The sequence below is a fragment of the Parvularcula sp. LCG005 genome, from assembly GCF_032930845.1.
Classification (GTDB): Bacteria; Pseudomonadota; Alphaproteobacteria; order Caulobacterales; family Parvularculaceae; genus Parvularcula.
In genome coordinates, this window is record NZ_CP136758.1 from 458,427 (window position 1) to 483,963 (window position 25,537).

The 25,537-nt window shown below is 59.8% G+C and carries 29 protein-coding genes; 17 read left to right on the forward strand and 12 right to left on the reverse strand.

All coding sequences use genetic code 11. From position 1 onward, the window contains the following. Window positions 1-19 precede the first annotated feature (19 nt). Window positions 20-751, forward strand: coding sequence for a DUF2520 domain-containing protein (locus RUI03_RS02070; protein ID WP_317288626.1), 732 nt, complete (start codon window positions 20-22; stop codon window positions 749-751). Beyond that, window positions 744-1,685 carry an AEC family transporter gene (locus tag RUI03_RS02075; protein ID WP_317288627.1) on the forward strand — a complete coding sequence of 314 codons (942 nt, stop codon included), beginning with the start codon at window positions 744-746 and terminating at the stop codon, window positions 1,683-1,685. The genes RUI03_RS02070 and RUI03_RS02075 overlap by 8 nt, the downstream gene beginning before the upstream one ends. On the opposite strand, the gene RUI03_RS02080 is transcribed toward RUI03_RS02075, so the two are convergent. From RUI03_RS02080 to RUI03_RS02090, 3 genes are read right to left on the reverse strand one after another with little or no spacing between them, the layout of a single operon-like run. Further along, window positions 1,682-2,236, reverse strand: a complete 555-nt coding sequence (locus RUI03_RS02080) for a hypothetical protein (protein WP_317288628.1) — start codon at window positions 2,234-2,236, stop codon at window positions 1,682-1,684. The two genes, RUI03_RS02075 and RUI03_RS02080, sit on opposite strands and share 4 nt — an antisense overlap. Before the next feature lie 38 nt (window positions 2,237-2,274). Continuing rightward, the gene (locus tag RUI03_RS02085; protein WP_317288629.1) at window positions 2,275-3,888 is read right to left on the reverse strand and encodes a cisplatin damage response ATP-dependent DNA ligase; all 1,614 of its coding nucleotides are present in this window, start codon (window positions 3,886-3,888) and stop codon (window positions 2,275-2,277) included. Continuing rightward, a complete protein-coding gene (locus tag RUI03_RS02090) occupies window positions 3,885-4,901 on the reverse strand; it encodes a ligase-associated DNA damage response exonuclease (protein WP_317288630.1) in 1,017 nt (338 codons plus the stop codon). Before RUI03_RS02090 ends, RUI03_RS02085 begins: the two co-directional genes overlap by 4 nt. Before the next feature lie 98 nt (window positions 4,902-4,999). Here RUI03_RS02090 and RUI03_RS02095 point away from each other — a divergent pair, with 98 nt between their 5' ends. Together RUI03_RS02095 and RUI03_RS02100 are read left to right on the forward strand one after the other, a co-directional pair. Beyond that, window positions 5,000-7,024: a DUF2793 domain-containing protein gene (locus RUI03_RS02095; protein WP_317288631.1), complete on the forward strand. Its 2,025-nt coding sequence runs from the start codon at window positions 5,000-5,002 to the stop codon at window positions 7,022-7,024. Continuing rightward, a complete protein-coding gene (locus RUI03_RS02100; protein WP_317288632.1) occupies window positions 7,006-7,149 on the forward strand; it encodes a hypothetical protein in 144 nt (47 codons plus the stop codon). The genes RUI03_RS02095 and RUI03_RS02100 overlap by 19 nt, the downstream gene beginning before the upstream one ends. Here the strand turns inward: RUI03_RS02100 and msrB are convergent. The 3 genes from msrB to ubiA are packed head-to-tail and all read right to left on the reverse strand — an operon-like array spanning window position 7,146 to window position 8,964. Further along, on the reverse strand, window positions 7,146-7,676 hold the full coding sequence (gene msrB / locus RUI03_RS02105; protein WP_317288633.1) for a peptide-methionine (R)-S-oxide reductase MsrB: 531 nt from the start codon (window positions 7,674-7,676) through the stop codon (window positions 7,146-7,148). The two genes, RUI03_RS02100 and msrB, sit on opposite strands and share 4 nt — an antisense overlap. A gap of 30 nt (window positions 7,677-7,706) precedes the next feature. Continuing rightward, complete coding sequence (locus RUI03_RS02110; protein ID WP_317288634.1) at window positions 7,707-8,048, reverse strand: DUF423 domain-containing protein; 342 nt, start codon at window positions 8,046-8,048, stop codon at window positions 7,707-7,709. Between the two features lie 10 nt (window positions 8,049-8,058). After that, complete coding sequence (gene ubiA / locus RUI03_RS02115; RefSeq protein ID WP_317288635.1) at window positions 8,059-8,964, reverse strand: 4-hydroxybenzoate octaprenyltransferase; 906 nt, start codon at window positions 8,962-8,964, stop codon at window positions 8,059-8,061. A gap of 109 nt (window positions 8,965-9,073) precedes the next feature. On the opposite strand from ubiA, the gene RUI03_RS02120 reads away from it, so the two are divergent. After that, window positions 9,074-10,363, forward strand: a complete 1,290-nt coding sequence (locus RUI03_RS02120) for a glycosyl hydrolase family 8 (protein WP_317288636.1) — start codon at window positions 9,074-9,076, stop codon at window positions 10,361-10,363. Further along, window positions 10,360-11,499, forward strand: a complete 1,140-nt coding sequence (locus RUI03_RS02125) for a pyridoxal phosphate-dependent aminotransferase (RefSeq protein WP_317288637.1) — start codon at window positions 10,360-10,362, stop codon at window positions 11,497-11,499. The genes RUI03_RS02120 and RUI03_RS02125 overlap by 4 nt, the downstream gene beginning before the upstream one ends. Here RUI03_RS02125 and RUI03_RS02130 read toward each other — a convergent pair. Further along, a complete protein-coding gene (locus tag RUI03_RS02130) occupies window positions 11,496-12,698 on the reverse strand; it encodes a GAF domain-containing sensor histidine kinase (RefSeq protein WP_317288638.1) in 1,203 nt (400 codons plus the stop codon). The genes RUI03_RS02125 and RUI03_RS02130 overlap by 4 nt on opposite strands. Before the next feature lie 223 nt (window positions 12,699-12,921). Here RUI03_RS02130 and nuoE point away from each other — a divergent pair, with 223 nt between their 5' ends. The 3 genes from nuoE (at window position 12,922) to RUI03_RS02145 (ending at window position 16,324) form a co-directional block, all read left to right on the forward strand. Then, window positions 12,922-13,587: an NADH-quinone oxidoreductase subunit NuoE gene (gene nuoE / locus RUI03_RS02135; protein ID WP_317288639.1), complete on the forward strand. Its 666-nt coding sequence runs from the start codon at window positions 12,922-12,924 to the stop codon at window positions 13,585-13,587. A gap of 133 nt (window positions 13,588-13,720) precedes the next feature. Beyond that, a complete protein-coding gene (locus RUI03_RS02140; protein WP_317288640.1) occupies window positions 13,721-15,781 on the forward strand; it encodes a hypothetical protein in 2,061 nt (686 codons plus the stop codon). 39 nt (window positions 15,782-15,820) lie between these two features. Beyond that, window positions 15,821-16,324 (forward strand): hypothetical protein, encoded by a 504-nt coding sequence (locus RUI03_RS02145; protein WP_317288641.1) that lies wholly within the window; start codon window positions 15,821-15,823, stop codon window positions 16,322-16,324. On the opposite strand, the gene RUI03_RS02150 is transcribed toward RUI03_RS02145, so the two are convergent. Both RUI03_RS02150 and RUI03_RS02155 read right to left on the reverse strand, forming a co-directional pair. After that, a protein-coding gene (locus tag RUI03_RS02150; protein WP_317289628.1) for an IS5 family transposase occupies window positions 16,319-17,073 on the reverse strand; the annotation gives its coding sequence in 2 pieces (ribosomal slippage) (window positions 16,319-16,743 and window positions 16,743-17,073; 756 coding nt in all). The two genes, RUI03_RS02145 and RUI03_RS02150, sit on opposite strands and share 6 nt — an antisense overlap. A 77-nt stretch (window positions 17,074-17,150) precedes the next feature. After that, window positions 17,151-17,576, reverse strand: coding sequence for a cupin domain-containing protein (locus RUI03_RS02155; RefSeq protein WP_317288642.1), 426 nt, complete (start codon window positions 17,574-17,576; stop codon window positions 17,151-17,153). A gap of 112 nt (window positions 17,577-17,688) precedes the next feature. On the opposite strand from RUI03_RS02155, the gene RUI03_RS02160 reads away from it, so the two are divergent. Continuing rightward, on the forward strand, window positions 17,689-18,642 hold the full coding sequence (locus RUI03_RS02160; protein WP_317288643.1) for a polysaccharide deacetylase family protein: 954 nt from the start codon (window positions 17,689-17,691) through the stop codon (window positions 18,640-18,642). A 25-nt stretch (window positions 18,643-18,667) separates the two neighbouring features. Further along, window positions 18,668-18,889 carry a hypothetical protein gene (locus tag RUI03_RS02165; RefSeq protein ID WP_317288644.1) on the forward strand — a complete coding sequence of 74 codons (222 nt, stop codon included), beginning with the start codon at window positions 18,668-18,670 and terminating at the stop codon, window positions 18,887-18,889. A gap of 2 nt (window positions 18,890-18,891) precedes the next feature. Here RUI03_RS02165 and RUI03_RS02170 read toward each other — a convergent pair whose 3' ends face one another. Continuing rightward, entirely contained in the window at window positions 18,892-19,608 is a 717-nt protein-coding gene (locus tag RUI03_RS02170) for a PEP-CTERM sorting domain-containing protein (protein ID WP_317288645.1), read from the reverse strand. Window positions 19,609-19,832: 224 nt separating this feature from the next. Here RUI03_RS02170 and nuoF point away from each other — a divergent pair, with 224 nt between their 5' ends. The 6 genes from nuoF (at window position 19,833) to ttcA (ending at window position 23,546) form a co-directional block, all read left to right on the forward strand. Further along, on the forward strand, window positions 19,833-21,131 hold the full coding sequence (nuoF, locus tag RUI03_RS02175; protein WP_317288646.1) for an NADH-quinone oxidoreductase subunit NuoF: 1,299 nt from the start codon (window positions 19,833-19,835) through the stop codon (window positions 21,129-21,131). Window positions 21,132-21,257: 126 nt separating this feature from the next. After that, window positions 21,258-21,560 carry a hypothetical protein gene (locus RUI03_RS02180; RefSeq protein WP_317288647.1) on the forward strand — a complete coding sequence of 101 codons (303 nt, stop codon included), beginning with the start codon at window positions 21,258-21,260 and terminating at the stop codon, window positions 21,558-21,560. Between the two features lie 14 nt (window positions 21,561-21,574). Further along, on the forward strand, window positions 21,575-22,093 hold the full coding sequence (locus tag RUI03_RS02185) for a GNAT family N-acetyltransferase (protein ID WP_317288648.1): 519 nt from the start codon (window positions 21,575-21,577) through the stop codon (window positions 22,091-22,093). After that, window positions 22,090-22,365, forward strand: coding sequence for a YciI family protein (locus tag RUI03_RS02190; RefSeq protein ID WP_317288649.1), 276 nt, complete (start codon window positions 22,090-22,092; stop codon window positions 22,363-22,365). Before RUI03_RS02185 ends, RUI03_RS02190 begins: the two co-directional genes overlap by 4 nt. Window positions 22,366-22,401: 36 nt before the next feature. Further along, a complete protein-coding gene (locus RUI03_RS02195) occupies window positions 22,402-22,710 on the forward strand; it encodes a DUF1272 domain-containing protein (RefSeq protein WP_317288650.1) in 309 nt (102 codons plus the stop codon). 11 nt (window positions 22,711-22,721) lie between these two features. Continuing rightward, on the forward strand, window positions 22,722-23,546 hold the full coding sequence (ttcA, locus tag RUI03_RS02200) for a tRNA 2-thiocytidine(32) synthetase TtcA (RefSeq protein WP_317288651.1): 825 nt from the start codon (window positions 22,722-22,724) through the stop codon (window positions 23,544-23,546). Here the strand turns inward: ttcA and RUI03_RS02205 are convergent. Both RUI03_RS02205 and RUI03_RS02210 read right to left on the reverse strand, forming a co-directional pair. Beyond that, the gene (locus tag RUI03_RS02205; RefSeq protein WP_317288652.1) at window positions 23,537-25,207 is read right to left on the reverse strand and encodes an FAD-dependent oxidoreductase; all 1,671 of its coding nucleotides are present in this window, start codon (window positions 25,205-25,207) and stop codon (window positions 23,537-23,539) included. The genes ttcA and RUI03_RS02205 overlap by 10 nt on opposite strands. Window positions 25,208-25,281: 74 nt before the next feature. Continuing rightward, entirely contained in the window at window positions 25,282-25,536 is a 255-nt protein-coding gene (locus tag RUI03_RS02210; protein WP_410795899.1) for a winged helix-turn-helix domain-containing protein, read from the reverse strand. Window position 25,537: the final 1 nt, after the last annotated feature.

Genomic DNA, 25,537 nt, shown 5'->3' on the forward strand with positions numbered 1-25,537 from the left:
GGGCGTGTAGGCGAGGGGCATGACCCCGACCTATGCCCTTATCGGTGATGGCCGTCTCGCGACAAGCCTTCACGCCTATCTGACGGAAACTGCCGCGCAAATCGACCACTGGTCGCGGCGGCGCGAGGCGATAGGCGCCTGCGGCACGGTTGAGGACATGGTGGCGGGCACCTCCACCGTCCTGATCGCCATTCGTGATGATGCAATTGTGCCGTGGGCAGAGGAAAATGCATCCAGCCTGTCGGGCAAGACGCTCGTGCATTTCTCCGGCGCGCTGGTCGCCCCCGGCATGACCGGCATGCACCCCCTCTATGCTTTTCCACCGGAGGCCGTGCCAGTGGACATCATGCGAACGATCCCCTTTGTCTGTGATGAGGCTGGGGCGGCGTTTGGGGCTGTGTTTCCATATCTGCCGAACCCGACCTATACCATCGCCGCTGAGGATCGGCCGCTTTATCACGCATTGGCTGTCCTGTCGGGCAATCTGGCCACGTTTCTCTGGAACGAAGTAGCGGCAGTGATGGATCAGCGGCTGGAGCTTGATCCGGTCGTGATGATGAAACCCTATCTCATGGCGCTGATGCGGAATTTTGAAAGCTCGCCCTTTGACAGCCTGACGGGGCCAGTCAAACGCCGGGACATGCAGACAATCAATCACAATCTTGACGCCTTGCGCGACCAGCCCCGCTTAAAGGTCCTATACGAAGCGTTTCTCGAGGCCGCGCTCGTGACGGGTACCGAAGATGCTTGAGATCCTGCTTGTCGTCCTGCCAGTCTTCATGCTGGTCGGTCTTGGCTATGGCGGTACTCGCTGGGGTGTCTTCAAGATCGAGACGTCCGAAGGGATGATGGCTTTCGCCATGAAGCTGGCGGTGCCCACCCTGTTGTTCCGGGCGATGATGCAGCTGGATCTGGCAACGGTCTTTGAAGCCAATCTGCTACTATCGTTCTACATTGGTGCGTTCATCTCATTTCTGCTGGCAACGTTTGGCGCAAGACTGGTCATCGGGCGGGAGGCACCGGATTCGGTGGTGATCGGCTTCGGGGCGCTGTTCTCGAACTGCTTCCTGCTCGGCATTCCGATCATGGAGCGCGCCTTTGGCGCGTCGTCCCTTGCGCCCAATTTTGCCATCATCGCGGTCCATTCGACCTTTTGCTATCTTGTCGGCATCACCGCCATGGAGCTGGTCAGCCAGACCGGCAAGGGTATGGGAGGGGCAGTCGCGGCGATCCTCCGCACCATGCTGAAAAATACGCTCATGTTGGGGATTGCAGCCGGTCTGTTGGTCAATCTGTCAGGGCTGACACTGCCGGAGCCGATCATGCAGGTGGTGGACATGCTGGCGAACGCGTCACTGCCGGTGGCCCTGTTCGCCATGGGCGGGGTGCTCACGCGCTATGAAATGCGCCGCTCGTTGGGCGCGGCCAGTATGGTGGCCGGGTTGTCGCTGATGGCGCATCCGGCAATCACCCTGCTGCTCGGCACCACTGTTTTTCCGCTATCGGACGAGTTTCTGCGGTCCGCGGTTCTGACCGCTGCGATGCCGACGGGCGTCAATGCCTATGTCTTCGCTGCGATTTACGGCCGGGCCTTAGGTGCGGCAGCCAGCGCCGTGCTGTTGGCGACCGCCGCGTCAATCGCCACGATCTCCTTCTGGCTGTTCGTGTTGCACCGATTGACCTAGTTTCCGCCGTAGGTTGCCGCCAGGTCCTTGCACGCCTTCACGAAGGACTTGAATTCGTCATCCATCGGCGGGAGCCAGAGCGGAACCTGTTCTTTCCGGCCCTTAATGCTGTAGGCGGCGGTCTGGCCGCGGACGACAGCATTGAACAGCTTCGCGGCAGGCTCACGTTCCATCGGAGCGTAGAAATCGAGCTGCATATAGTGCTGAGCCGTGCCTCGATAGACAAGTTCATCATCAATATACAGAAGGAATGACTTGCTCCGGACTTTCCGGTCCTGCGTGCCGTGAAAGCCATCGATAGGAACAGGCGTTTCCGCGATGCGAAGCCGATAGGTTGATGCGTCGCACACGAAATAAAGCTGCGAGAGCCCGTCTTTCATCGCATAGGCTGTCGGGATATCGATGCTGGCTTCATTTGTCTTGGATTTGGTTTCCCAACTCATTGAAAGGCGGCCTTCCTGCCACCCCGTATAGCCTGATGGTGAGGGTGTCTCATCACCAATGCCGCCCAGGCCCAGTGCAGCCAGTACTGCGACGAAAATAGTGCCCATATCTACCCCCAACAATTGTCAGAACGAAAGGTGGCACATCACGCCCCGGCAGGCAACATGGCCTCCAGCGTCTCAATGCGGTCAGCTTCGGCGGCCGGTTTATCCCAGCGCAGACGATTGATCCGCGGGAAGCGCATGGCAACGCCAGATTTGTGCCGACTGGATCGCGCCAATCCCTCAAAGGCGACCTCAAAGACGAGGCCCTTTTCGGGCGTAGCGGCCACGGACCGGACCGGGCCGTACCGGTCAATCGTATTGTCACGGACGAATTTGTCGATCTTTTTCAGTTCCGCATCCGTGAAGCCGTGATAGGCCTTGCCCACGGGCACCAGCTCGAGCCCTGCGTCGCTCTCACGCCACACACCGAATGTATAGTCCGAGTAAAAACTCGATCGCTTGCCATGCCCGCGCTGGGCATACATCAGCACAGTATCGACGAGAAACGGCTGCCGCTTCCACTTCCACCACTCGCCTTTGGGGCGACCGGGGACATACGGTGCGCTGCGTTTTTTCAGCATGACCCCTTCGATCGCATCATCGGGCGGTTCACTGCGGATGGCGCCAAGCTCGTCCCAGTCCGCGGCGGTGATGATAGGGGAAATATCGACGCGTTCTGTCCCACTTTCTTCGATCAGCGCTTCGAGACGCTCACGCCTTTCGCCAAATGTAAGGGGACGGAGGTCTTCTCCGTCGTGCCAAAGAAGATCGTAGGCTCTGATAAAAGCGGGATATTCGGCCAGCATCTTCTTGGTGACGGTCTTGCGGTTCAGCCGTTGTTGCAGATCGTTGAAGGGCCGAACGGCAAGCGTATCAGGCTTGTCTGGGTCATAGACCAGAAGCTCACCATCAATCGCCGCATTGGGAATAAGGTGGTGGGTAATGTCCGGGAACGTCGCGGAAATGTCGTCACCGGTGCGGGTGTAGAGCCTTGCGGTGCCCGCTTCTTCGACCGCCTGCACACGAATACCGTCCCATTTGTACTCGACGCTCATCTGCGACAGGTCGATCTTGGGCTGGTCTTCGGCTTCGACAGCGTGGGCGAGCATGACCGGCCGGAACGGTGCATGGGCCGCACTTTCCGGCTTTGGCCCTTTACCCTCGAGCCAAGTGAAAAGCTCCGTGTAGGGGGCTTCGAGACCATGCCACAGCTCCTCTATGGCCTGCGGCTCCATCTTCCCATACCGCGCGAGCGCAAGTTTGACGAGGCGGGCTGCGACGCCGATGCGCAACCCCCCTGTAATTAGCTTGATCAGGGCCCAGCGACCGGAGGGATCAAGCGCATCAAACCATCCCTCAACAATCTTTGGCGCCTCAGCGCGGGAGGTATTTTGCAGGGTATGCACGACATCACTGAGCGTGGGGATGTAGTTTGCCCCGTGACGGGCGGGCCAGATCAGCGACACCGTTTCGGCGAGGTCGCCGACATAATCATAGGACAGCTGAAACAGCTCTTCATCGACGCGGGCGTTGACAAGGCTGCGGATCGCGCCGGCCTTGACGGAAGCAATCTCCAGATCGCGGGTAATCGCGGCGACGGCCCAACCGCGTTCCGGATCCGGCGTGTTGGCAAAAAAGTCCGTCAGCAAACGAATCTTGCCATTGCGCGACGGCGTGTTGATCAGCCGTTCGAGAAGATGGGCGAAGGCGATCACTCGTTTTCGTCCTCATAGCCGACGAGGCGAAGCGGACGTGCGATCCGGCCATTGATTTCCGCCCATCGCACGAAGGCATCCTCCCGGCCATGGGTCACCCATAGTTCGCGTGGATCAACGTCCTCGACGGTCCGTGTCAGCTCTTCCCAGTCGGCGTGGTCGGAGATGATCAGCGGCAGTTCGACACCCCGCTGCTTGGCGCGTTGGCGCACGCGCATCCAGCCACTGGCGAAGGCGGTGACCGGATCGGGAAAGCGGCGGGCCCAGGTCGTCTGCACAGCCGACGGCGGACAGATGATCACCTTGCCGGCAAAATCCTGTTTGCTGCCCCGATCATCTTTCACGGTCGCGGGGCGCAGCTCACCAAGATCGACGCCCCATTCTCGATACAAATCGCATAGCGCCTGCAGCGCACCGTGGATGTAAATCGGCTCATCATAGCCTTCTTCGCGCAAGTGACAGATGACGCGCTGTGCCTTGCCCAAGGCATAGGCCCCGACAAGGTGCGCGCGTTCCGGGAACTGGCGAAGGGAGTCGATCAGCTTACGGACTTCTTCGGCGGTATGGGGATGGTGAAAGACCGGCAGGGCGAAGGTGGCTTCCGAGATAAAGATATCGCAGGGCACAACTTCAAACGCTTCACAGGTGGGGTCGCGCCGCCGCTTGAAATCGCCGGTCACCACCATGCGCAATCCTTGATGCTCAATCACAGCTTGGGCCGAGCCCAGAACATGCCCGGCCGGGGCCAGCCAGACCGTGACACCGTTGACGTCGACCTTGTTGCGGTAGGCCAGCGGTTCTCTGGCTTCGGTGAAAGCCTCGCCATACCGCGCCGCCATGATGGCGAGGGTTTCCGGCGTGCCAATCACGGCGCCGTGACCCGCCCGAGCGTGGTCTGCATGGCCATGGGTGATGATCGCGCGCGACACCGCCGCCACCGGGTCGATGAAAAAATCGCCGGGTGGACAGTACAGGCCCTGAGGCGTGGGGTGCAGCAGCTCTTCGGGTTTCATCCCTGCAATATAGGGCGGCTCTGACGCGGGAAAAACTTGTCCTCGTTCTCTCTGCCGCCCTTAGGCTCCAGCGAAATACTGCAAGGAGCGCGGACGATATGGAACGGTCGGATCGGTTATCACTTCCCTATGTTCAGGCGGCACAGGCGCAGAAACATGTGACGGTAAACGAGGCGACGCGCGCTCTCGATGCGCTGGTCCATCTATCGGTGATCAGCCGGAGTGTGACGGAACAGCCGGCTGAGCCCGGGCAGGGCGATGGCTATATTCTTTCGCCGGACCGGGAAGGCCTTCAATGGGGGGTGATGGGCGCGGCCTCTGTTGCCGTTTTCCAAGACAACGCCTGGATGGAGTACGCTCCGGTGCAGGGCATGACCGCCTATGTCGCTGACGAGGCGCGCCATGTGGTCTGGAACGGGACCGAGTGGACGGCTCTGGCCTCAGGTCTTGGGGACAGCGCGCCGCAGTTTGGCGTCAACGCAACAGCCGACACGACCAATCGTCTCGCGGTCAAGACGAATGCCGTCCTGTTCAGTCACGACGACGTGACGCCGGGCAGCGGCGATGTTCGGCAGGTCCTCAACAAGGCATCAGCCTCGAACACGGCCTCGCAGCTCTTCCAGACCAATTATTCCGCGCGGGCAGAATTTGGCCTGACGGGGACGGATGACTTCCTGATCAAAGTCAGTCCTGATGGGACGTCCTTCTTTGATGCGATCGTCATCAACCGCCTGACCGGCGCCGTATCATTCCCCAACACGCCGGCCTTTGACGGGGGCGAGCCACCTTTCACGCCCGCCGCGATCGACGGCCTGTCGGTTTGGTATGATCCATCCGATGGCGGCAGCATTGATTCAACCGCGTCGCGCATTGCCCAGTTGAATGACAAGTCCGGCAATGATCTGCACGCGGTGCAGACGACAGGATCGGCACAACCGCTGATCGAAGCTGCTGCCATCGATGGTCACGGTGCCATGCGGTTCACGGGCTCAGAATATCTGTCGTTCAACGCTTTTGCCGACGCCATTTCGGGAAATGACCTGCCTTGGTCGATCAGCCTGGTCGTTCAGCACGAGACGGGTTCGGGCGGTATTTCAATCCCGTTTGGTCTGGGGCGCTCGTCAAATGCCGGGATTTCGGCCTGGTTTGGCAGCAACGGCAACGGCCGGTGGCGGATCGCCAAGACCAGTGCCGCGGGTATCCCGCTGGACGCCACGCCACTGGATACAAAACCTCACGTGGTTACGATCAACCATTCCGGCACCGCAACCAGCCTGTGGATTGATGGGTTCCGTGTGCTGAATGATATCGCGCAGGACGTGAATGGGTTCACGGTGGACCGAGCCACACTTGGGGCGTGGATCACGACCAGTGTCGGCTATCATTTCAGGGGGCTGATCGGAGAGGTCGTCGGCTTCACGCGCCAGCTCAACGATAATGAAGTGCGCGACCTTCAGCGCTATCTCGCAGAAAAATGGCTCAGTGCACCAACGAAAGTGGACCTGTTCCTTGCCATTGGACAGTCCAATATGGAGGGGCAGGGTGACAAGACGCTCAGCCCATCCGTCAATGCGGGTAGCGGCTTTGCCCTGACGCAGCAGAACATGCTGGCGACGCTCGCAGACCCCGTCGGCAATGCGAATACCGGGTCATGCCTGCCTGCTTTCGGCAATCGCTGGTATGCGGAAACCGGCCGGGCGGCGGTGGTCGTGTCAAAGGCGGTCGGTGCGACGGCGCTCCTGCCGGAAGCCGATATTGGCTACGGCAATTGGGACAAGGTTGAGGGCGCTCTTTACGGTGCGGCCGTCACCGCCATGAACCTTGCGATGGACACAGTCCTGAACGGGTCGATTTATACCGTGCACAGCGTCAACGCCCTCTGGTGTCAGGGCGAGGCGGAGGCCAACCGTATGTCGATCGGGACGGCGGGTGTCACGCCTGCGGCCATGAAGCCGCGCTGGAAACCCTCGCGGCAAATCTGCAGACGGACCTCACACTGCCAGCGACGTCGTTCTTCATCTTCGAATTGGGGGCACGCGCTGATGGCGGCAACGAGACATTCTATGCGGCGTTTCGCGATGCGCAGAACGCTGCTGCCAATGACGTGGCGAGTATCCATGTGATCTTCAGCGGCGCCAAAGACTTCCCCGTTGAGGGACGTATGATCGACGACCTCCACTACAATCAGGAGGGATACAACGTCATGGGCGACATGGGGGCCGCGGCAGCCGCCCTGCTGGTCGACTAGGCCGGGATGAAATTGAGGGCGACGCCGTTGTTGCAATAGCGCAGGCCAGTGGGCCCGGGGCCGTCGTTGAAGACGTGACCCTGATGCCCGCTGCAACGGCTGCAGTGATACTCCGTGCGCGGCAGGATCAGTTTGAAATCCCGCTTCGTTTCGACGGCACCGGGGAGGTGGTCGTAGAAGGATGGCCAGCCGGTACCGGACTCGAATTTCGTCGATGCATCAAATAGGGGCAGAGCGCAGCCCGCGCAGACGAACGTGCCGTCACGCTTCTCGCCATTGAGCGGCGAGGTGCCCGCCCGTTCCGTGCCTTCCTTGCGCAGGACGCGGAATTCTTCTTCGGTCAGGCGCTCACGCCACTCCTCATTGCTAAGGGCGGCCCAGTTCACATCAGTATTGTCAGGCGAAGACGTCATTTTTTTGTCCTCGCGGCCATTTGCCCCGCCACCACAGGCAGCAAGGCCGACGGCCGCACTAGCGTAAAGGAAAGTGCGTCGGGAAAGGCGGGGGGATGGAGAAGTGTTTTTCATGATCCGTTATTCGCGCCTCCGGCTGAAAGGTTACTTGGTGTGGAAACGGCCAAAGGCAACCATGGCCCAGCCCGCCAGCATCAGAACCCCGCCAATGGGCGTGATCATCCCCAGAAAGGTCGGGGCGCCGAGAGCCATGGCGTAGAGCGTTGCGGCAAAAAGACCGCTCCCTGCCATGGCACAGATGGCTGCTCTTCTGGCGCCGAACCCATCGAGCAGAAGCGCTGCCACAGCGTGAACCAGGAGATAGAAGGTCGCCGTCTCCCACCATTCTTTGGCTTCGCCTGTCAGCACGGTGTCGAGGCCATGGGCACCAAAAGCCCCCAATGACACGGCAATAAGGGCGAGCAGGGCGGCGATACGGCGGATCATCACGGAAACCTCAGGCGGCCAGGCAGGGCAGGGCGAAAAGCAGTCCCGTCCAGACATTGGATTTGAAAAGCATCAGACAGCGATGCCCATCATTGATATCGAGCGTTGCGACCTGCCAGGCCATATGCGCACTGGCGGGCAAGAGCCATAAGGTGCCCCATCCGGCCCCTGCGACAAGAAGTCCGGTCGCGGCCAGCATGAGGGCAATGCCGTAAAAAATGGCGATACCTTTCTTGGACGCGTCGCCCAGGCGACGGGCAGACGATTTGACGCCCACCAGGGCGTCATCCTCCCGGTCCTGATGGGCATAGATCGTATCGTAGCCAAGGGTCCAGAACAGTCCTGCTGCGTAATAAAGGACCGCAGACATCGGAATGGTGCCTGCGAGCGTCGCTGCACCGACCAGCGCGCCCCAGTTGAAGGTCAGACCGAGCCACGCCTGCGGCCACCAGGTGATGCGTTTCATGAACGGATAGCCGGCCACCAGTGCCAGTGAGGCCATGCCGGTCAGGATCGCGACGAGGCCGAGCTGTAGCAGGACCACAAGTCCGATCAGGCTGAGACCAACAAGAAGCAGCCAGGCGCTCCTGACACTGACGATGCCTGCCGCCACCGGCCGTGATGCCGTCCGCGCGACCTTGGCGTCGATATCCCGGTCGACGATGTCATTATAGACGCAGCCCGCTGACCGCATGACATAGGCACCGATCAGAAAGAGGAGCCAGTAGCCATAAAGCGTTTGGGGCGACGTGCCGTCAGGGCGCGCGATCAGGGACCCCCAGATGCAGGGCCAGAACAACAGCCACATGCCGACAGGTCGGTCTGCGCGCATCAGTCGCAAGTAGGGCCGCACTTTTGATGGCATGCGGTCAACCCATCCCTCAGGGGCGGCGTCCGGCGTCTTTTGATCGGTCATGGTCATGGCCTTGCGTCTATCACCGGTCCTGGGATCGAGAAAGTGAGGGGTTGTGGCGCCCCCGCGGCCTGCGCCACACTCAGGGCCGGTTTGGCGAACAGAGGATCAGATGGTGCGGCAGCGATATTGGAATATATGGGGACAGGTTCTTGGGACGCTCGCCTTGCTGACGGCCAGTCCATCAGCGATGGCCCAGACCGGACCGACTACGCCCAACCTTTTTTCTGAGATCGGCAAATCCGAGGCTGAGATTGATAGCCGAATTAACCGCATGTGGTCGACTTATTTCGAAGGCGACGTCGAGACAGAGCGGCTGTATTTCGAAGCTGGCGCCGATGAGGGGTTCGTCGTCGACATCCACAATGCTGACGTTCGGACTGAGGGCCAGTCCTACGCCATGATGATCGCGGTTCAGATGGACCGCCGCGACGTTTTTGATCGCATCTGGCGTTTTTCCTATCGGCGGATGCTGAATAAAGAGGGCCCGCTGGAGGGCTATTTCTGCTGGCACTATGATCCGTGGAAAGAGGAATGTAAGAGCCGCGGACCAGCGCCGGATGGTGAAGAATATTTCGCCATGGCGCTTTATTTCGCCGATGCCCGCTGGGGCAGCGTGTCAGGTGAACTGGATTACAAGGCCCATGCCGATGAAATCCTGCGCGAAATGCTGCATCAGGAAGAGGACAATGGCGGCGTCGTCGACCGCGTAACCAACATGATCGACGCCGAGACGAACATGATTGTTTTTGTGCCAAGTGGTGCAAATGCCGAGTATAGCGATCCGTCCTACCACCTGCCGGCCTTCTATGAGCTGTTCAGCCGTTGGGCTCTGCCGGAGGATCGGGCGCGCTGGGCCACGATCCGCGATGTCAGTCGGGACTATCTCGCCAATATCAAAACGCGCAATCCCGATCATTGCCTGATGGCAGACTATGCGGGGTTCGACGGTGAGCCGGTCCGCGCACCGTTCAATCCCGACTCTGAGAATTTTCAGGTCGACGCGTGGCGAACCATCTTCAACTGGTCCGTGGACGCAGCATGGTGGGGCGTTGATGAGCGCCAGGCCGGCTTGAGTGAATGTCTGCTTGGGTTCTTTGCCGATCCCGAGCGCGGCGGCGGCATATCGGCGCCCGGCTATCGGTCGTCTTTCAAGATGAATGGCCAGCCAGTGGCGGGAAGCGGTTACAAAGCTTCCGGCCTCGTTGCGATGAATGCCACGGGCGCAATGGCCACTGATGCTGATTGGACGCGAGCGTTTGTCGAAGACTTCTGGTCTGTCGAGCCGCCAACGGGTACCTACCGGTATTATAACGGCATGCTCTACATGCTGGCGACTCTCGCCCTCAGCGGGGACTACACGGTTTACTGTCCTGACGACGATTGTACTGGCGCTAAATGACGAAAGAGATCCGCCCATTCCATGCCATGACAATCGGGCGCCTCGCGTTTCAGATGCAGGCAGAAGGCCGTTCGATTGTTCACATGCAATATGGCCAACCCTCCGCGCGCCCACCGGCCGCGGTCATGTCCGCCGCGGCAGACATGCTGGATGCCGGTGTGCCGGGGTACTGGCAGAACGAGGAGCTGACCGCTGCTATCGCGGACACCTATTCTTCGCTCTACGGTGTATCGATCTCAACTGCCCAGATCTTCCTGACCTGCGGCGCGTCGCCTGCAATGGTACTCGCCCTGACGGCGGGCTTTGCGCCGGGTGCACGCATTGCCATGGCCAAACCCGGCTATGTGGCGCATCGCAACACGGTCATCGGCCTGAACATGGAGCCTGTTGAACTGACCTGTGGCAGTGACACCGGCTTTCAGCTGACAGCGGATATGATCCGATCAATCGATCCGGCACCTGACGGCTTGATCGTGGCCAGTCCCGCCAACCCGACGGGTTCAATTATCCCAAGGGATGAGATGGCGGCGATCGCTGACGCCTGTGCGAAGCGGGGAATACGCATCATCTCGGACGAGATTTACAATCGCCTGACCTATGACGCCGCGGCTGCGAGCATCACCGAGTTCACGACCGATGCATTTGTGGTCAACAGCTTTTCGAAATTCTATCTCATGCCGGGCTGGCGCCTCGGTTGGCTCGTGGTGCCGGAAGAGCAGATCGACAGGACCGTGGCGATCAATGGCAATTTCTTTTTGACCCCTCCATCCCTCAGTCAGGCGGCGGCCCTCGCGGCCATGTCCTGTACGGATGAACTGACCAGTCACCTCGATACCTATCGGCGTAATCGGGCGCATCTGCTCGAAGCCCTACCGCGTCTTGGGCTCACGGAGATGGCGCCGCCGGATGGGGCGTTTTACATTTATGCCAATGTCGATGAGTTTACCGATGACAGCCGGGTGCTCTGCCGCGAACTGCTCGAACAGACCGGCGTTGCCACGGCGTCCGGTGTCGACTTCGATCCGGAAGAGGGGCATCGCTATATGCGGTTCAGCTTCGCGGTCACGGAGGCAGAGGTACTGGACGCGATCGCGCGCATGACGCCGTTCTTCGAATCGCGGCGTCGATCCGCCTAGCGCGGCACTGCGTGGAGCAACTGGGCGTGCGGGATGAAGACGTTAAAGCACGTCTGCTCGGGGCTTGACGATACGGTCAAGGCCCCATTGTGCGCGCTGACGATTTCCGAGGTGATGTAGAGGCCAAGTCCCAGTCCGTCGCGGGGCCGGTCGTGACGCCCCCGGAAAAAGGGGTGGAACAGCGTCTTGCGTGTTACTTCGTCGATCTCATCCCCGCCATTGCAGACAGACAGCATCAGCCCGGCGCTGTCGGTACGTGCGCTGATGATAATGGGCTCATCAGTCGCGCCATGGGTAAGCGCATTGGCCAGCAGGTTCGAGACGACCTGCGCCATTCGCCCCGGATCGACCAGGCATGTGCGGTCGACCTGCAGCGTGGTGCGGATATCTCTTCCCGGATGACTGCTCTGCAGTTCGGCCACGACGTTTGAGACAAGTACAGAGATGTCCGTGTCGGCCGGATGGATGGGAATCCCGCCGCCCAAGCGACCCCGGGCAAAATCAAGGACATTGTCGACCAGCTCGTGCATGCGGTCGGCACTCTGCTGCATCAGCCTCGTCACCTGCCGCGTTCGGTCGTCAGTGGAACTCTGAGACAGAAGGTGCAGCCCGGACTGAAAAGCAGCCAGCGGGTTCTTCAGATCGTGGCCGAGAACAGCGATAAACTGTTCGCGCAGTTCGCTGGTGTGTCGCTCATCATCAAGGGCGTTGTCGCTCTTCTGCATCTTTCGCTGGGCGTCGAGATGAAAGGCGATGAGCTCTGCAAAGAGCTTCATCATGCCTGAGATGCTTGGCTTGCGCACATCTGCGGGCTCTCGATCGATCGCGCACAACGTACCGAAGAAGTGGCCATCCCTCAGGACGATGGGCACGGAGATGTAGCTTTGAAACCCGTATTGCTGCGGCGTCCTGTGGTCACGCCAGACGTCGTCCTGGGCCACGTGGTTGATGAAGACCGCCTCACGGTGCTGCTCAATCTCGTGGCAGATCGTCGTTTTGACATCGAGCTCACCGCCCGGCTTGAGGCCGAAATCGATCTCATCCCTGACGGCGCATGCGACCCAGCTATCGTCCGTCACGCGGGCTACAGCCGCAAAGCCCATGCCCGTCGTCTTGCAGACCACATCGAGAATTGTGGGGATGACTTCAATCTGCGTCACCTGATCGAGGCTCAGAACAATATCGGTATTTTTGCTCACGCCCGTCATCAACCTCAGCGTTCGTGTCCCGTATAATCATAATAGTGCGACAGAAGGGCCCGACAATCATCTCGCACACCTTTTTGCTGACGGACAGGAATGGTCGCGGCGAGGGCGGCAGGTTCGGAAAACAGGCACCAGAAAAGCCGCAACCCTTGCCATTTGCGCTCAACCTTCGCAAAAGGCGCCGAAACAGTGACCACCAGCCCTCAAGGGACCTTCCATGGCCGACAGACGCCCTGCCAAGAACCAGCCCGCCAGCTTTGCCTGGTCGTCCGACAATGAGGACTGGTGTGCTGCGCAGCTCAAGAAATACCCGGCCGGCCGCCAGGCGTCGGCAGTCATTCCTTTCCTGTGGCGTGGTCAAAAGCAAGAAGGATGGGTCTCCATCCCGATGATGGAAGCGATCGCTGAGCAACTCTCAATGCCTTATATCCGGGTCTATGAGGTCGCGACCTTCTACACGATGTTCAATCTGAAGCCCGAAGGCACCTATTTCGTCCAGCTTTGCGGCACGACACCGTGCATGCTGCGCGGGGCAGAGGACCTGATCGCGGTGTGCGAGAAGGTGATTGGACCGCAGGGCGCCATCACCGACAGCGGTAATCTTTCATGGCTCGAAGTCGAGTGTCTTGGCGCCTGCTGCAACGCGCCGATGGCGCAGATCAATGACTATTACTATCAGGACCTGACACCGGAAACGTTCGAAGAGATCCTGCTCAAGCTGGATCGCGGCGAATATGTGGAGCCGGGCGTGTTCAACGACGGGCGACATACCTCTGACCCTGAAGGTGAGAATACATCGCTGACCGATGAGTCGATCTATGATGGATCTGCGGCCAAGCCGATCGACAAGCTGCCCAATAGCGATCCTGCGCCAGCAAGCTGATTGTACCACCAAAAAACTTATTGACTACAGATGTAGTCGGTCGATAGCATGACCGGACAAGGCGCGGCAAAAGCGCTGTCTAAAAATTGTCCGGGGGTTCCCTTCAGCTTTTCTCGTTTGGGAATGGGACCTTATGCTCTTGAGTACCGCTATGGCGATGGCGCTTGCCCTCTCGCCGGTGTCGACGCCTGTCGATAGTGCCGCCGCAACGCCTGATTCATTCATCGAAGACGGCAAACAGATTTTCACCAAGGCCTATTTTGTTCAGTACGCGCCGCAGACGGCGCGGGACATGCTTTTCAATGTGCCTGGATTTCAGGTGCGGCAGGCGGAAAGCCGCCGCGGCCTGGGGCAGGGCGGGACAAACGTCCTGATCAATGGCGCCCGCGTGTCTGGCAAGAGCAACGACCCGCTGGACGTGCTGGGACGAACCTCGGCGGAAGCTGTCATCCGTATCGAGATCGTTGATGGCTCCTCATTGGGAATATCGGGACTGTCCGGTCCTGTGGCCAATGTGCTGATCGATAAATCCGCTCATACGGGCAATTGGGAGTACCGACCGCAATTCCGCAAAGGCGTGGCCGCCCGCATGCTGAATGGCTCCGTCTCCATGACGGGAGAGATTGAGGATGTGACCTACACGGTCGGTCTCAAGAACAACCAGTTCGTCAACGGGGGATGGGGGCGTGAGACGCTGACGTCCCCCGACGGGATCCTGCTTGAGGACCGGTACCTGAACGCTGAGCAGGATGGTCATCAGCCTCAACTGTCCGTGGCCCTCGGGCACAAGGACGCGGCCGGACGCGAAGCCAATGTCAGCATCGAAGGGACGGCTTTCATCTATGACCGGTCGGAACGGACCGAAGCGGACGTGATCGATCCAGGTCAGCCGGACTATCTCAGGCTAAGCCGTCAGTCCGAAGATGAGTGGAATACAGAGCTGTCGGCAGACTACGCTCTTGATGCGTTCGGAGGGCGTCTGAAACTGATCGGATATCAGTATTTCGAGCATAGCCCGTTTGTCTCGACGCTGATGACGGAGGCGGACGGCGTCTCCATCGGCGGCAACCGGTTCGAACAGACCGTCGATGAGGGCGAATCCATCCTGCGCGCGGAACAGAGCTGGACCTTGGGGAAAGACCGTTCCATCGAATTGGCGCTGGAAGGTGTCTACAACTTCAATGACGCGGAATCGGCCTATAGTGAGATTGATGCGGACGGCATTGAAACAACGATCCCGCTCGACGACGCCCATACGAAGATTGAGGAACGGCGGGCAGAAGCGTCGCTCACCTACAATTTTCCGATCGGCGAGAAGATTGATGTGCAGTCGTCCTTTGCGATGGATTACTCCGAGCTCGAACAGTCCGGTGCTCTGGGCAAGACGCGAAGCTTCGTGCGACCAAAGGGCTTCATTTCTGCGACCTACAAGCCCCGCCCGAAACTGGAACTGCGCGGTCGGCTCGATCGCCGTGTGGGCCAGCTGGATTTTGGCGCTTTCGCCAGTTTTCTTGATCTCGAATCCGGCAACGAGACGACGGGAAATAGCGAACTCGTGCCCGAACAGTCCTGGTTTCTTGAGGGGGCTGTAGAGAAGACGTTTACGGATGACAGCAAAATTACGCTGACCCTGCAGGGCGAGCGGATACAGGATATCGTCCAGTCAATCCCGATCGGTGATGGTGATGGGCCGGGCAATGTCGATGAGGCCACGCGGTACAAGGGCGAACTGCTCGTTACCCAGAAAACGGATAAATGGGGGGTGCCGGGTGGCCAGCTGGACTGGCAGTTGACAGCCTATGGATCGGAAATTGAGGATCCGTTTTCAGGCGAAAAGCGACGAGTCGATGCCCAGACGCTTTACTACACGTCGATCAGTTTCCGGCATGATATTCCTGAGACGGATTACGCCTACGGATTTCAGATCCAGCATTTTGAGGAGGCCCGGGCGTGGCGCCGGTCACAAATCTCCAAATTCGGTCCCAGCGAGCCGGCCGTCGAGATCTATGTCGAAGACAAGGACTTCTTCGGCGCAACGGCCACGCTGTATCTCTACAACCTCGCCATGTACACAGAGGATTACTGGCGCGACATCTATGACGGGTCGCGGCCGGGGGCGCCCGTCCTGTACCGGGAAAGCCAGGATATCAGCTTTGACCTGATTGGCGGCATCAATCTGAAAGGGACGTTCTAGGCTCCAGACTCAATCGCGGCGATGTGATAAGGTCTCCCAATGAGCAATACTACGTCAGAAGTTGATTTTCACAAGTTCGGGTCGGGCGAGTTCGAGTTCGGCGAATGGGCTACCCCATTTGCTGATGCGGCCATCGAGATTCTGGAGTTCGTTCATTCGCCCCGCCGACCGTGGCCCGATGATGCACCATTCCATTATCGTATGGGCTCATTGCTTCGGTCACATTGCGACGCGGATCTCGTGGCGCGTATCTACGTCTACGAACCAGAGAAGGTCTATCGAGTAACTTTCGATCATGTTTCTGCAATGAGACTGCTCGATGAAGGTGGGCTCCTTGAGCTATGGTCCAAGACGGAAGAGCTCGGGGGACGTCCTGGCCAAACGACGTTCCGGGTCCGGAATCATGGTTGGACCGAAGAGAGCGTTGTCTCGTTCCTTGCGACGGACGGTTGGTCATTCATCATAGCCAGCGATAATGAATGTCTTGAGGTCGTGAGCGCCAATCCCCCGGTGATAGAAGAAGAAACGTTGGAAACCTCATAACCAGAATGCCACGAGCGTGGCGATGGCAATGGCAGAAATGAAATTTCGACCCAGCTTATCGTAACGCGTCGCGATCCGGCGGAAATCCTTGAGGTGACAGAAGGCGTTCTCGACCAGGTGCCGATCTCTGTATCGTGTCTTGTCGTAGGTGATCTTCCGCTTACGGTTGGACCTGCCGGCGATGACGGGCCTCGTCCCTTGGTCACGCATGGCTTTGCGAAAAGCGTTCGCATCATAGCCTTTATCAGCAATGAGGTGCTTCGCGCCTTGCAGGCTGTTCGAGAACAGCTCAGTGGCCCGAACATCACTGACATTGCCGGGCGTGAGGTTAAGCGCGAATGGTCGCCCGTTCACGTCGGTGAGGATGTGGATTTTGCTGGTCTGACCACCACGCGAGGGGCCGATCCCTTGCGCATTCGCCCCCCTTTACCGCCGAACGCGGAGCGTTGCGCCTTCACATAAGTGCTGTCGATCGACGTGCTTGTCGTGACCGCGCCTGCAGCGGCCAACGCCTCGAGCATTCCTGTCCAGAAGCGCTTGCGGGACCAACGATTGAAGCGATTGTAGACCGTGGTGTGCGGCCCGTACTCCTGCGGACAATCGACCCAACGGCACCCCGTCTTGAGGACATGGATGATGCCCGAGATCACCCGCCGATCATCGACGCGCCGGGCACCAGGCTGGTTCCTCGGCATGAAAGGTTCGATCGACGCCCACTGCTCATCGTTCAGCCAAAACAGCTTGCTCATTCCTCGCTCCGTCGCTGCTTTGACGTTGGGAATCATGATTTGCCATCAAGGATCAATGGGCTGATTGGGTTTGGAGCCTAGTCCCGATCGGGGCTCCAGCCCTTTGGCGCCATTTCAAAATGATCGAATTCAAAGGCTGGGGCGACGGTACAGCTGACCAGGGTCCAGTCGCCCGTCGACTGGGCCGACTGCCAGGCACCGGCGGGTACCACGCCCTGCGGGGTCTGGCCCGCCATGGCATCCGCGCCAATTTGCACGGACAGGCGTTGGGCTGACTCTGCAATTTCAAGAACAAGTGGCGCCCCGGCATGGAAGAGCCAGATTTCAGTCGCATCGATACGGTGCCAGTGCGATCGGACCCCGCGCGGCAGGAGGAAAAGGATGGCTGTCGCCACGGACCGACCGTCGACCTGACGCGAATCCCGAAACGTCTCCCTGTAGAAGCCACCTTCCGGATGCGGAGCAAGATCAAGGGCGGCAATGATATCCGAGGCGCTGGTCATGGCCTCAGGGTTGCTGGTGGCGCAGTGGTGGTCAAGTCCATTCGCCCTAGAGGTTGGCGATACGCCACGGGGCGGTTAAAGTTTGCCGGTTTTCTGCGAAAAGGTTTCATCCATGCACCGTTCCGCTCTCGCCGTTTTTCTCGGTGTCGTTCTTTCCGCCTGCAGCGGTGCTGCGCCGACCGCGACGACAGAACCCGCTCTGCCGGAGAAGCGTCTGGCCCTGTCCTTTGATGATGCGCCGATGAGTGATGGGCCGATACTGACCGGTGATGAACGGACGGATGCGCTGATTACCACTCTTGCCGATCGCGAGGCACCGCCCGCCGTCTTCTTCGTCACGACTCAAGGTCTGGGCAGAGACAATGGGCGTGCACGGATTGAACGATATGTCGATGCCGGGCATCTGCTCGCCAACCATTCGCACAGTCATCAGGGGGCGAGCAGCACCGACCCCGCGATCTACATTGCCGATATCGACGAGGCTGAGCGTCAGCTGGCGGGCTTTGGCAATCGTCGCGCCTGGTATCGGTTCCCTTTTCTTGACGAAGGACGGCCGCTGGAACGGCGCGATCTTTACCGCTCGGCCCTTGCGGAACGTGGGCTGACGAATGGCTATGTGACGATGGACACCTACGACTGGTACCTGAACGACAAATGGCGTCGCGCGCTTGCCGCCGGGCAGATGGTCGATGAAGCGGCTCTCAAATCGGTCTATCTCGATATGCTCATGGCCAGCGTTGAGTATTATGACGAGCTGGCTGCGGAGTCGCTGGGGGAGAGTCCCGCTCACATCATCCTTTTGCATGCCAATGATCTTAACGCGCATTTTATCGGCGACTTTATTGATCGTGTCCGCTCGGAAGGTTGGACCCTTGTCAGCCCCGATGAGGTCTATGCCGACCCGATCGCGACGCAAACGCCCCAGACCTTGATCACAAATCAGGGACATGTGGCGGCGCTCGCCATTGACGGTGGCCGTTCACCCATCGGCATGACCCATTTAGGGATCGAAGAAGATCAGATTGACGCACTGATTGAGACTCGGCAGGTCTTTGGCGAAAGGTAAGCTGCCGACTGAACTGGGGCCCATCATGAACAAACCGCTTAAAGATAGCGTGGCGTTTCAAAAATGGATGATCCGCTTCGCGGTCATCGAATTTCTGGCCCTCGCCAGTTTCATCGGCTTCTGCCTGTTTTCGGACCAGGGCATCCGTGTGCTGGTCGGCGGCGTCGTTGTGATTTCGGCCGTCAGCGTGATCGTGCTGTTTCGCAAGATGGAAGCGTTTCACAAATCAAACAGCAAAGCGGATTAAGCTTAGCGTGCCTTGCGCAGACGGCGTGAGCCGAAGAACCCCAGGCCTGACAGGAAAAGGATAGCTGCACCGGGGACCGGCACTGGATCAGACGCGCCGATCAGCACTGGCGGGAAGCCACCAGGACCACCAGTGGGCGTCGTTGGCGGGAAGCCGGTCATGCGGACGAGTGGCTGGCGATTAAGCAGGGAAGTGAAGGCCGCATCACCGCCGGTCCACTCTTCGCCCGTGGTATCAGGGATCGAGAAATCACCTGCAACGATGGCGTCGCTGACCACGAGGTCACCCATCGACAGGCTGGCATAGCGGATGGCCTCGGCTTCGAAGCATTCATTGGTGTCAGCGTGCGGGTTCAGCACATTACCGTGGCCGATATAGCGGGAGCCATCGGCATAGCGGCAATTGTCGAATTCAGGGTCGAGGTTCTCGTTTTCGGCAAAGCCGCTGCCGTCCTCGACGATGTCCTTGTCGGTACCGAATTCGTTGCGGGTGAACTCACCGGCGGCAGCGCGCTGCCGAACCGATGTGCGGCCAGAGAAGGGCAGGGCGCCAGTCCGCACCGTTTTCTCTTTCTTGACCGGCGACGCTGCTGTCACCGCCACGTTCGCCATGCCCGATCCATCGGCCAGTCGCCCAAAGCTCGGGGCCAGCGCGCTGCCGACCAGGAGCAATGAGACGACAATGGCGGCCGGGGCGAGGAGGCGACGATTTAAACGCATTGTTCACATTCCCTAATGAAGTGTGAACATGACAAAGCAAGGCCCGTGCCGGTTGTGCGCTCTCCTGCACGTTTAAGGCGATTTTTTCGGGAGGAGCCCTGCGGGCCTGCCGCGATCCCGGCCCATGGGCGCATCCGCGCGGCAAAGCGCCCTAGCGCCTTGCCTGTCGCGCCATTTCGCCGTAGCTGGGCCCGACATCATTCTCGAACCATTTCGGGCGACCCATGCTGCAAGACAAAGACCGTATTTTCACGAACCTCTATGGCCTTCAGGACCCTTTCCTTGAGGGCGCGAAAAAGCGTGGGGCGTGGAATGCGACCAAGGACATGCTGGATATGGGCCCCGAATGGGTCATCCAGCAGATCAAGGATTCAGGGTTGCGCGGCCGGGGCGGCGCCGGCTTCCCCACGGGGCTCAAATGGTCTTTCATGCCCAAGGAAGTGAAGGACCGCCCGCACTACCTGGTCGTGAACGCCGATGAATCAGAGCCCGGGACCTGCAAGGACCGCGAGATCATGCGCCATGATCCGCACCTGTTTATCGAAGGCTGCCTGATCGCCAGCTTCGCGATGAAGGCGAACGCCTGCTACATCTATATCCGCGGCGAATATATCTTCGAGCGCGAGCAGCTGCAGAAGGCCATCGACGAGGCCTATGCCAACAAGCTGATCGGCCCGGGCAACATCCATGGCTGGGATTTTGATCTCTACCTTCACCATGGCGCCGGCGCCTATATCTGTGGTGAAGAGACCGCGCTGCTTGAAAGCCTTGAGGGCAAGAAGGGCCAGCCGCGCCTGAAGCCGCCATTCCCGGCGGGCGCTGGCCTTTATGGCTGTCCCACCACCGTGAACAATGTGGAATCGATCGCCGTTGTCGGCACGATCCTGCGGCGCGGCGCGGGGTGGTTCAAAGGCTTTGGGCGTGAGAACAATGTCGGCACCAAGCTGTTCTGCATCTCCGGCCATGTGAACAAGCCGTGTAACGTTGAAGAAGAAATGTCGATCCCGCTGAAAACCCTGCTTGAACGCCATTGCGGCGGCGTGCGCGGTGGCTGGGATAACCTCAAGGCGGTCATCCCCGGCGGATCGTCCGTGCGCTGTCTGCCCAAGTCCATCTGCGATGACGTGCTGATGGATTTTGACGCCCTGCGCGAACACAAATCGGGCCTTGGCACCGCGGCCGTGATCGTGATGGACAAGTCGACCGACATGGTCAAAGCGATTGCCCGTATCGCCCATTTCTACAAACACGAATCGTGTGGTCAGTGTACCCCATGCCGTGAGGGTACGGGCTGGATGTGGCGTGTCCTCGTCCGCATGTCCGAAGGCAATGCTGAAATGTCAGAGATCGACAAGCTACTCGACGTGGCCGGACAGATCGAAGGGCACACCATCTGCGCCCTTGGCGACGCCGCCGCCTGGCCGGTGCAGGGCCTGATCCAGCACTTCCGTCATGAGATCGAAGAGAAGATCACGAACTATCGGTCGAACAAACCGCATGTGCAGGTGATCGCGGCGGAGTAGGGGCTGGCCTGCATGGACAGAGCGCTAATGCTGCGTGTTGTGCGGACATCGCTTTTCTATACGGGACTCTGCATTGGGCTCTAGGGCGCCGTAATCGCATTGAGCGTGTTTGGAGGGGCAGGTGACATGGCGGCCGTCCTTTCTTCTACTAATCTGTTGCCCTTAATCGTGGCGCCAGCAATATCCGTAGACCTCAAATTGTGGGCGCGGGCCACGGATGGGAAGGATCGTTGGATGGCTGCAGCCATTGCAGCAACTATTCCTTGGTTTGTGCCGTTCGCATTATTCTATTTACCTAAACTGATGAACACGGACGGGTTGGTTGGTCGTGATGTCCTAGGTGATGTGGCGACCATTGTTGCTGCGCTTGGATTTCTCGTCTGCTGGATCGGCTTCATGCGTTACAGCCTGTTCCGCGTACCCCAATAAGAGCGGCGACATTTGTGAAAGTCACCAACGCCACCCCCGCCGACGCTGCTGACCTTGCGGCTCTTGGCGAACTGACCTTTGCGGAAACCTTCGCCCATCTGTACACGGCGGAAGATCTCGCTGCCTATATGGCCGAGGCGCAGACGGCGGACTGGTACACTCGCGCCATTGCCGATCCTGACACCGGCGTCTGGATCATCCGCGATGCGGACGGTTCGGCCATCGGATATGGTGTGGCCGGACGCAACACCCTGCCGATTGAAGACCACGAGCCAGAGGCGGGGGAGGTCAAGCGCCTCTATCTGCGCCAGAGTGCGCAAGGCCATGGCTTGGGCAAAAGGCTGCTCGCGCATATGCTGGACTGGCTCGATGGTCGCGGCTATGCGCCGCTCTATATCGGTGTCTACTCGGACAATCCCGGCGCGATCCGCCTTTACGCCGCCCACGGATTTTCGAATGTCGGTGAGTATCATTTTATGGTGGGCAGTCATGCCGACCGCGAGTTCATCCTGAAACGAGAGGCCACGTCATGACGCCGCTGTACATGCTGATCTACGATTATGTGGACGATTATCTGGAACGGCGGGAGCCGGTCCGCCCGGAACATATCGCCCTAATCAGGGAGCAATACGCGGCCGGCCTCCTGACCCAGGCCGGGGCCTTTGGCGACGGCGCACCCGGCGCGGTCATTGTGTTCACCACCGAGGCGGCGGCCATCGCCTTTCCCGGTCGCGACCCATACGTCTCGTCCGGCGTCGTGTCGGACTGGCGGGTCCGCCAATGGAACACCGTGCCGCTGGGCTAGGCTTGGCGACGGGATCATCCTTGCCTATGAGAAGGGATGCTCGACCTTCGACCCAATTGCGAATATTGCGACAAAGACCTGCCCCCCGAGGCGGCGGATGCGATGATCTGCACCTATGAGTGCACCTTCTGCGCAGACTGTGTCGGGACGCATCTGAAAAACGTATGTCCCAATTGCGGTGGCGGGTTTGAGCGGCGGCCAATCCGGCCTCAAGCGGCGCTACGGCCAGGAGCCGGGCTCGGCCACGATCCGGCGTCGACCACCCGCGTGCATCTTCGCCGAGGGCGTGATGAAATCCAGACGTTCTGTGAGGCCCATGCCGCCACCCCGCCGGGTGAGCGATGAACGTGGATGTCATGAGTGATGATCTGGCGCTGTTTCGGGCGGCGCCGGACAGCGTATCGTTCCGTAAGCTGCGCAAACGTCTGGCGCGTCAGACGATGGAGGCGATTACTGCCTACGATATGAGGCCTGACGGCATGCGGCAGCGTTGGCTGATCTGCCTGTCGGGCGGTAAAGACAGCTATGGTCTTCTCGCGACGCTGCTTGATCTGCGGGCGCAGGGGCGCCTCGATGTGGACCTGCTGGCCTGCAATCTTGATCAGGGGCAGCCCGGGTTTCCCAAACATGTGCTGCCGGACTTTCTGACCAATATCGGCGTGCCCCACCGGATCGAATATCGCGACACCTATTCGACGGTGATGGAAAAGACCGCCCCCGGACAGACGCTCTGCTCTATGTGCTCCCGTCTGCGGCGCGGCAACCTCTACCGCATCGCACGGGAAGAGGGCTGCGATGCCGTGGTTCTCGGCCATCATCGCGACGATATTCTGGAGACGTTCTTTCTCAATCTCTTTTTCGGCGGCCGGCTTGAGGCGATGCCGCCAAAGCTGCTGAATGAAGAAGGGGACCTTCTTGTGCTGCGGCCATTGAGCTTCTGCGCCGAAGATGATCTTGAAAAGTTTGCCCAAGCGCTCAACTTCCCCATCATTCCGTGCACCCTTTGTGGCAGCCAGGACGGGATGCAGCGTCAGCAGGTGAAAGCCATGCTGACGGAATGGGAGCGCCAGTCACCGGGACGGCGTGAAACCATGTTCCGGGCGCTACAGACGGCGCGGCCCGGCCATCTTCTGGACCCCACGCTGTTCGATTTTGCGGGACTGCGCCCCGGTCAGAGCTGATTGGTTTCCGACAGGGCGGCGTGAATATCGCTGACCACGACAGATCCTTCGCCCACAGCGCTGGCCACCCGCTTGACCGACCGTGTGCGGACATCGCCCACGGCGTAGATACGGGGCCAGCTGGTCTCATAGCGTGTTGGTGCTCTTTCCAGTGGCCAGTTGGCTTTTTCGAGATCCTCGTCCTTCAGATCGTCACCGGTTTTCAAAAAACCGTTCTCGTCACAACTCATGGTGTCGGGCAGCCAGTCTGTACAGGGTACGGCGCCGACAAACATGAAGATGAAGGAGGTGTCGCAGCGTTCCTCACTGCCATCCTCGCTGTTCTCCCATGTGACGGCGGTCAGGTGATCGTCCTCTTCATCGGCACCGTCGACACCATGCAGGGCCTTGAGTTCTGTTGACGGATGAAAATGGACATTGGGCAGTTCTTCAAGACGGCGCACCAGATATTCCGACATCGTTTCGCGAATGTCCGCGCGCCGGTAGACAATGTGCACCTCTTTGGCCGTCTCCGACAGGAATACCGCGCCCTGACCGGCGGAATTGCCAGCACCGATGACCGCCACCGATTGCTGGCCGCAGAGCTGTGCCTCCATGGGCGTCGCGCCATAATGGATGCCGCGGCCCTCGAACCGTTCGAGATCCTCGATCGGCAGGCGGCGGTACTGCGCTCCCGTTGCAACCACAATGGCCCGGGCGCGCAGGTGACGGTCATCACCGAGCGTCAGGCAATAGGCATCATCATCCCGCGACAGCGCCTTGACTGAGACGGGGGAGGCGAGCCGTACACCGAATTTCTGGGCCTGGATCGAGGCACGCTCGGCCAGCTCACGGCCGGACACCCCGCTGGGAAAGCCAAGATAGTTTTCGATCTTCGACGAAGTGCCCGCCTGGCCGCCGGGCGCTTCGGCATCGAGCGTGACCACGTCGAGCCCTTCGGATGCTGCGTAAACCGATGCGGCGAGGCCAGCCGGCCCAGCGCCGATGACGGCCACATCCGCCGTGGCTTCGTCGGGAAGGAGGTCGAGGCCGAAAGCCGCTGACAATTCTTCGATGCTGGGTTTGACGAGGGGGTCCAGCGTGCCGCGCAGTACGGCAGGCAGGTCCGACTTTTCAAGTCCGCGAACGGACATCATCTGCTGCGCCAGAGGGTCAGTGCGAGCGGACAGGGCCGTATGCGGAATACCGTGACGATCGAGCAGTTGCCGGATGCTCAGATCATGACGGTCCTGGTTTTCACCGATAACGATGATGCCGCCATTCTGGGATTGCCGCCCGAACTCCCGCCGCGCGGTCAGGACCCGGACGAACACGTCGGACAGATGGGAATTTTCGACGAGAAGGCGTTTGAACTGGCTATGGGCAATATGCAGGATATCGCCATCTTCGCCCATGATGACGCGAGACAGGGACGCCTGGCCGGTCAGAACGGTCAGGTCACCGGCGAACTGGCCCCGCTCCATGAACCCGACCCGTTTCTTGTCCGCCGCCTGCCCAACGAAAATGTGGCTTTCTCCGGAAAGGGTGATGAGGCAGTCGACACAGGCCTCGCCTTCTTCGGAAAGAATGTCGCCCGCCTGGTGCGATCGCACCTCGCCAAAAGCCTTGAGCTGTTCGAGCTCCTTGTCGTCGAAAGTATAGTTGACCTCTTTGGGCGGCATCGTATCCCTCCGGCGCTGGTCCCGATCGTCACCTCCCTATCTAGGCGGCGGGGGCGGCGTGGGAAGAGCCAGCATCAGTCCTTCGGCGGCAGGCCGAGCACGTTGGTCAGGGCTTTCAGATAGGCGGCGAAGGCGTCCCGCCCTTTTTTGGTGATGCGGCAGGTGGTGAGGGGCTTGCGCCCGACGATCCGCTTGTCGACGGTCAGATATTCTGCCTCTTCCAGTTTGCGGATCTGGACAGACAGATTGCCCTGGCTCGCTTCCAGCTTGTCTTTCAGCTCACTGAACGTCGCCGTTTCGGCATTGGCCAGATAGGCCATGATGCCCATG